At 28.0% G+C, this 4,505-nt stretch carries 4 protein-coding genes and 1 tRNA gene; 3 read left to right on the forward strand and 2 right to left on the reverse strand.

The genetic code is table 11. The features are described from left to right. On the reverse strand, positions 1-1,943 hold a 1,943-nt coding region (locus tag CRV02_RS15125; protein WP_129090885.1), incomplete at its 3' end, for a HAMP domain-containing protein. A 153-nt stretch (positions 1,944-2,096) separates the two neighbouring features. Between CRV02_RS15125 and tpx the strand changes: the two genes are divergently transcribed. The 3 genes from tpx to CRV02_RS14145 all read left to right on the forward strand — a co-directional run bounded on the left by tpx (position 2,097) and on the right by CRV02_RS14145 (position 4,197). Continuing rightward, complete coding sequence (gene tpx / locus CRV02_RS14135) at positions 2,097-2,585, forward strand: thiol peroxidase (protein ID WP_129090886.1); 489 nt, start codon at positions 2,097-2,099, stop codon at positions 2,583-2,585. A gap of 91 nt (positions 2,586-2,676) precedes the next feature. Beyond that, positions 2,677-3,633, forward strand: a complete 957-nt coding sequence (msrP, locus tag CRV02_RS14140) for a protein-methionine-sulfoxide reductase catalytic subunit MsrP (RefSeq protein ID WP_129090887.1) — start codon at positions 2,677-2,679, stop codon at positions 3,631-3,633. 9 nt (positions 3,634-3,642) lie between these two features. Then, a complete protein-coding gene (locus tag CRV02_RS14145) occupies positions 3,643-4,197 on the forward strand; it encodes a sulfite oxidase heme-binding subunit YedZ (protein WP_129090888.1) in 555 nt (184 codons plus the stop codon). Between the two features lie 2 nt (positions 4,198-4,199). On the opposite strand, the gene CRV02_RS14150 is transcribed toward CRV02_RS14145, so the two are convergent. Further along, positions 4,200-4,275: transfer RNA gene (locus CRV02_RS14150), tRNA-Thr, on the reverse strand. Between the last annotated feature and the right edge of the window lie 230 nt (positions 4,276-4,505).

Consider the following 4,505-nt stretch of genomic DNA (forward strand, 5'->3'; position numbering starts at 1 on the left):
CTTTTTAATTCACTTGAATTACTAAGAATATCAGAGAATCCAATTATTGCATTTAATGGTGTTCTTATTTCATGACTCATATTTGCTAAGAACGTCGACTTCGCCTCATCCGCCTTTTGTGCTTTTTCGATTGCATTTATTTGAGAAGAGATTAAACTCTTAATTTGCTCCGCCATGTTATTAAATGAAACCTCTAATTTACCTATTTCATCATTTGAAGTTACTGGTAATCTATAATCTAACTCATTATTAGCAAATCTTCTTGTTCCTTCTAAAATCTTTTCTATTTTAGAAGTAATATATTTAGAGATAAGCATAGCAATAAATATAATCAAAATAATCATAATCAAAGTAACAATAGATAACTCGTTTATTAAAGATTTAATAAATAACCCTATTTCAGATTTATTTTCATCAACTACTTCTTTCATATTTTCAGTTTGAGTCTCTAAGATTTTAGTAATACTTCTTTTTGTCTCATTTGCTGCAGCATGGAATTCTTCTACATTTGCTCCAATTGTTACAAAACCAAAACCTCTTTTACTATCTGCATATTTACCTGTATAATATGGAATTGCTGCTGCAGTTGTAAGTTTCCATACATTACTCCAAAAGATAACAAAAGAACCATATCCTCCATTTTCAGTTAATTGCATCCAACCTTCACACTGAGGAGCAAAATTTAAATACCTACAATCTAAACTTACTTTTCCATTTTTTAAAAGTTGTTTAATATTAGGTTTCTTTTTTAATGATTGTTCTTCAAACTTTGGATAAGTTTCTAAAAATTCATTTATTTCTTCATTTGAACTTTCAAACTTTTGAGCAATATCTTTACTCAACCAAGGCATTACTCTTTTACCTGTATTCTTATCAAATCCAGTAATAAAATAGTCCCTTGCATGGGAAATATTTTTCCCCTCATAATCCCACATAAAAGCATAGTTTCCATTTTTTGCATCGGGCATACTTTGAATCGCATCATTACTTGTAGGATTGGAAGTATCAGTAAACTGCATAATATGCTTATGGTCTAAGGCTAATGAGACATAACCTTTTTTTACTCCATTTTTAAATACAGGAGTTATAAATCTTATAATTCCTTCAAACTCTTTTCCTACAGGATTCTCTTTTCCTGCATTTGCATATTTTTCTGGCTCAAAAGCAATATTCATTTTTTTAGCTTTTTCTTTAGTAAAAGGACCTATAACTTTAGTTCCTATATATTCACCAATTACATCAGAAACATATATTTCCCCTTCTTTCAAAGATTTTATCTCTTCAAAATATCTTTCTGAGTTTATATATGTGTTTTTTCTATTTGAAATATTATTAAGCTTCTTATTGATACTTGAAACTTTGAACTTTTCATTACCATTTAAATCAAAGTAAACGACTTCTTTATATATTGGTATTGATTTTTTCTTTAAATATAAAGGGTCTGTGTAATTAAACTCTTTTTCATTATCCTTTAAAGTTGCAGTAGTTTTTTCTCTTTGTGCCTTTTTAGATTCACTTTTAAGTACCCAAGAACTACTCTTATCATCATAGATATACTCTTCTTGTAGAATCACATCTCTATTTTTTGATTCATAAAAACTTTTTAAAATATTTGTATTAATATCAACTTTTGATAAAAAAAGTAAATCCTTGTCTCTTTCATATAAAAAGTCTGCAACTTTATTTGCTATTTCAAAACTTAATCTCTCTAAAGACAATTGAGATTTTTTATCTAGATACTTTACGCTATCTTCAATAGACTCATTTGCAGTATTTAAAATGATTTCTTTATTTTCATTAAAAAGATATCTAGTACTATCATTTAAATATGTTTCTAACCTCATTACACCTTCATAAGCAATAAAAACAATAATAAGTAAAGGAATGATTTTTATTAAAATAAATAATAAAATTAACTTTGCACGGATAGAAATATTTTTCATAAGAAAGCCTTCAATAGTAGTATATAATTATATTAAAAATGTAATAAATTTTATTTTAAATAATATTATTTAATAATATCAGAATCTTCATAAGTACATTATATTTTTAATTTAGATACAATCTTTTAAAACTTTTTAAAAAGGGTTCGATGAATGGCAACAACGAAATTAAAAGGAAATATTGTTAACTTAGCTGGAAATGAAGTTAATATTGGCGATAAAGCTCCAGAAGTTACAGTTATTGCACATGACTTATCAGAGGTAAAGGTTGGAGGTAAAGCACAGATTATTGCAGCAGTACCTTCTTTAGATACTCCTGTTTGTGCAGAAGAAACAAGAAAATTCAATGAAGATGCAGTCCAAACTGATGTTGAAGTAGTTGTAGTTTCTATGGACTTACCATTTGCAGCAGGAAGATTTTGTACAACAGAAGGAATAGAAAACTTAAAAGTGGGTAGTGACTTTAGAAATAAAGATTTTGCAAATGCCTATGGAGTTTTAGTAGCAGATGGTCCCCTTCAAGGTGTAACTTGTAGAGCAATTTTTGTTACAAATGAAGAAGGTGTAGTGATTCATAAAGAGATTTGTGAAGATATTACAGATGAACCAAACTACGAAGCAGTTTTTAACGCAATCAAATAAATAAAATAGAGGTTTCCTCTATTTTAACTACACATTAACTTAACACAAATAATTTACAATTCATTATAAGTATTAATATTAAGGATTTATAATGAACTATTTAAAAAAACCATCATGGCAATTAGATGAAAAAGAGATTACTCCAAAAGAATTATTCGATAAAAGAAGAAGCTTTATTAAATTAGGAGCTGCTTCTATAGTTAGTTCAACTGCAATTGTTGAAGCACTTGCAAAAGAGAATCTTCCTATTAAAAATCTAAAATACAATGAGGCTGTAAATAACAACTTAGAACTAAATACTTATGAACAAATAACTTCATACAACAATTTCTATGAATTTACTACATCAAAAGAGAGAGTAAAATATATGGCTCATACTCTTGATACAAATGGATGGAGAATTACAATCGATGGCTTAATTGATAAAAAGATAGAAATTGATTTTGATGATTTAATAAAAAAATTCACTCTGCATGAAAGAATATATCGATTTAGATGTGTTGAAGGATGGTCTATGGTTGTACCATGGGTCGGTATTAAATTAAGTGACTTTATAAAGTATGCAAATCCTAACTCAAAAGCTAAGTATATAAGATTTGAAACACTATTTGATGACGATATATTCCCAGACCAAGCAAATATGCTTTTCCCAGCTGTTGAGTATCCTTATGTAGAAGGACTTAGAATGGATGAAGCAATGAATAACTTATCTATACTTGCAGTTGGATTATATGGATCAAGTATGCCAAAACAAAATGGAGCACCTATAAGACTTATTGTTCCATGGAAATATGGTTTTAAATCAATTAAATCAATTGCTAAAATATCATTTGTAGAAAAAGAGCCTCTAAATACTTGGCAAAAATCAAATCCAAAAGAGTATGGTTTCTATGCAAATGTAAATCCAAATGTAGATCATCCACGATGGTCTCAAAAAAGAGAAAGAGTTTTAGGAAAGTTTTTCAAACAAAAAACTCTTATGTTTAATGGATATGAGAAAGAAGTTGCCCATTTATATAAAGGTATGGATTTAACAAAATATTTTTAAAGGATTATTATGAAAAGGTTTTTACTTTTTTTATTACTCCTAACTCCTTTTATATTTGCAAGTTATGAACTTTTTTTGGTTCAAATTGTAAAAGATCCAATAAAATATATCTATACAATTAGTGGTGTTACAGCTACAGTTATACTATTTTTTACAATTTGCATTTCCTTAATAAAAAAGCATTATAATTTAATAAAATATAGAAGAATGATAGGATTATATGGTTTTTTTTATGCTTTGGTTCATTTTTTAAATTTTGTTGTATTAGATGCAGAACTTGATATTAATTTTTTAATAAAAGAGACAATAGATAAACCCTTTATATATTTAGGTATGATTGCCTTCTTAATCTTAGTATTTATGGCAATTACTTCCACAAATAGACTATTTAGAATATATCATAGTTATCATAAACTTATATACTTAAGTTTAATTCTTATAACAATACATTTTATAATGGCTCAAAAATCATTAACACTAATTGAATTTAGTTATATAGGGATAATAATATTAATAGGATATTGGAAATTACTACAGCAAATAATAAAAAGAAATAAGGTTTGAGGTGGTGCCCACAACTGGATTTGAACCAGTAACCTCTTCCTTACCATGGAATTGCTCTACCGTTGGAGCTATGCAGGCAAAAAAGTTAGTATAAAAAATAAAGGAGGAGAGAAATCTCTTCTTTTGATAAATAAAAGCTAAAGCCGAAGAAATCTGAGCTAAAAAAAAAGCTTACCATTAACAACTAAGGATAAGTTGGTAAAGGTAAGCTTTAATAGAAATAAACTCAAGAGCTGGCAGCGACCTACGTTTCCACAAGGGGGCCCTGCAGTATTATCAGCGCAGAAGTGCTTGACTTCCAGGTTCGG

The sequence above is a fragment of the Arcobacter sp. CECT 8989 genome (assembly GCF_004116715.1).
GTDB lineage: Bacteria > Campylobacterota > Campylobacteria > Campylobacterales > Arcobacteraceae > Halarcobacter.

Coding starts and splice junctions, on each gene's coding strand:
- CRV02_RS14145 (WP_129090888.1), top strand. CDS start 3,643: ATGAAAAGGTTTTTACTTTTTTTATTACTCCTAACTCCTTTTATATTT.
- msrP (WP_129090887.1), top strand. CDS start 2,677: ATGAACTATTTAAAAAAACCATCATGGCAATTAGATGAAAAAGAGATT.
- tpx (WP_129090886.1), top strand. CDS start 2,097: ATGGCAACAACGAAATTAAAAGGAAATATTGTTAACTTAGCTGGAAAT.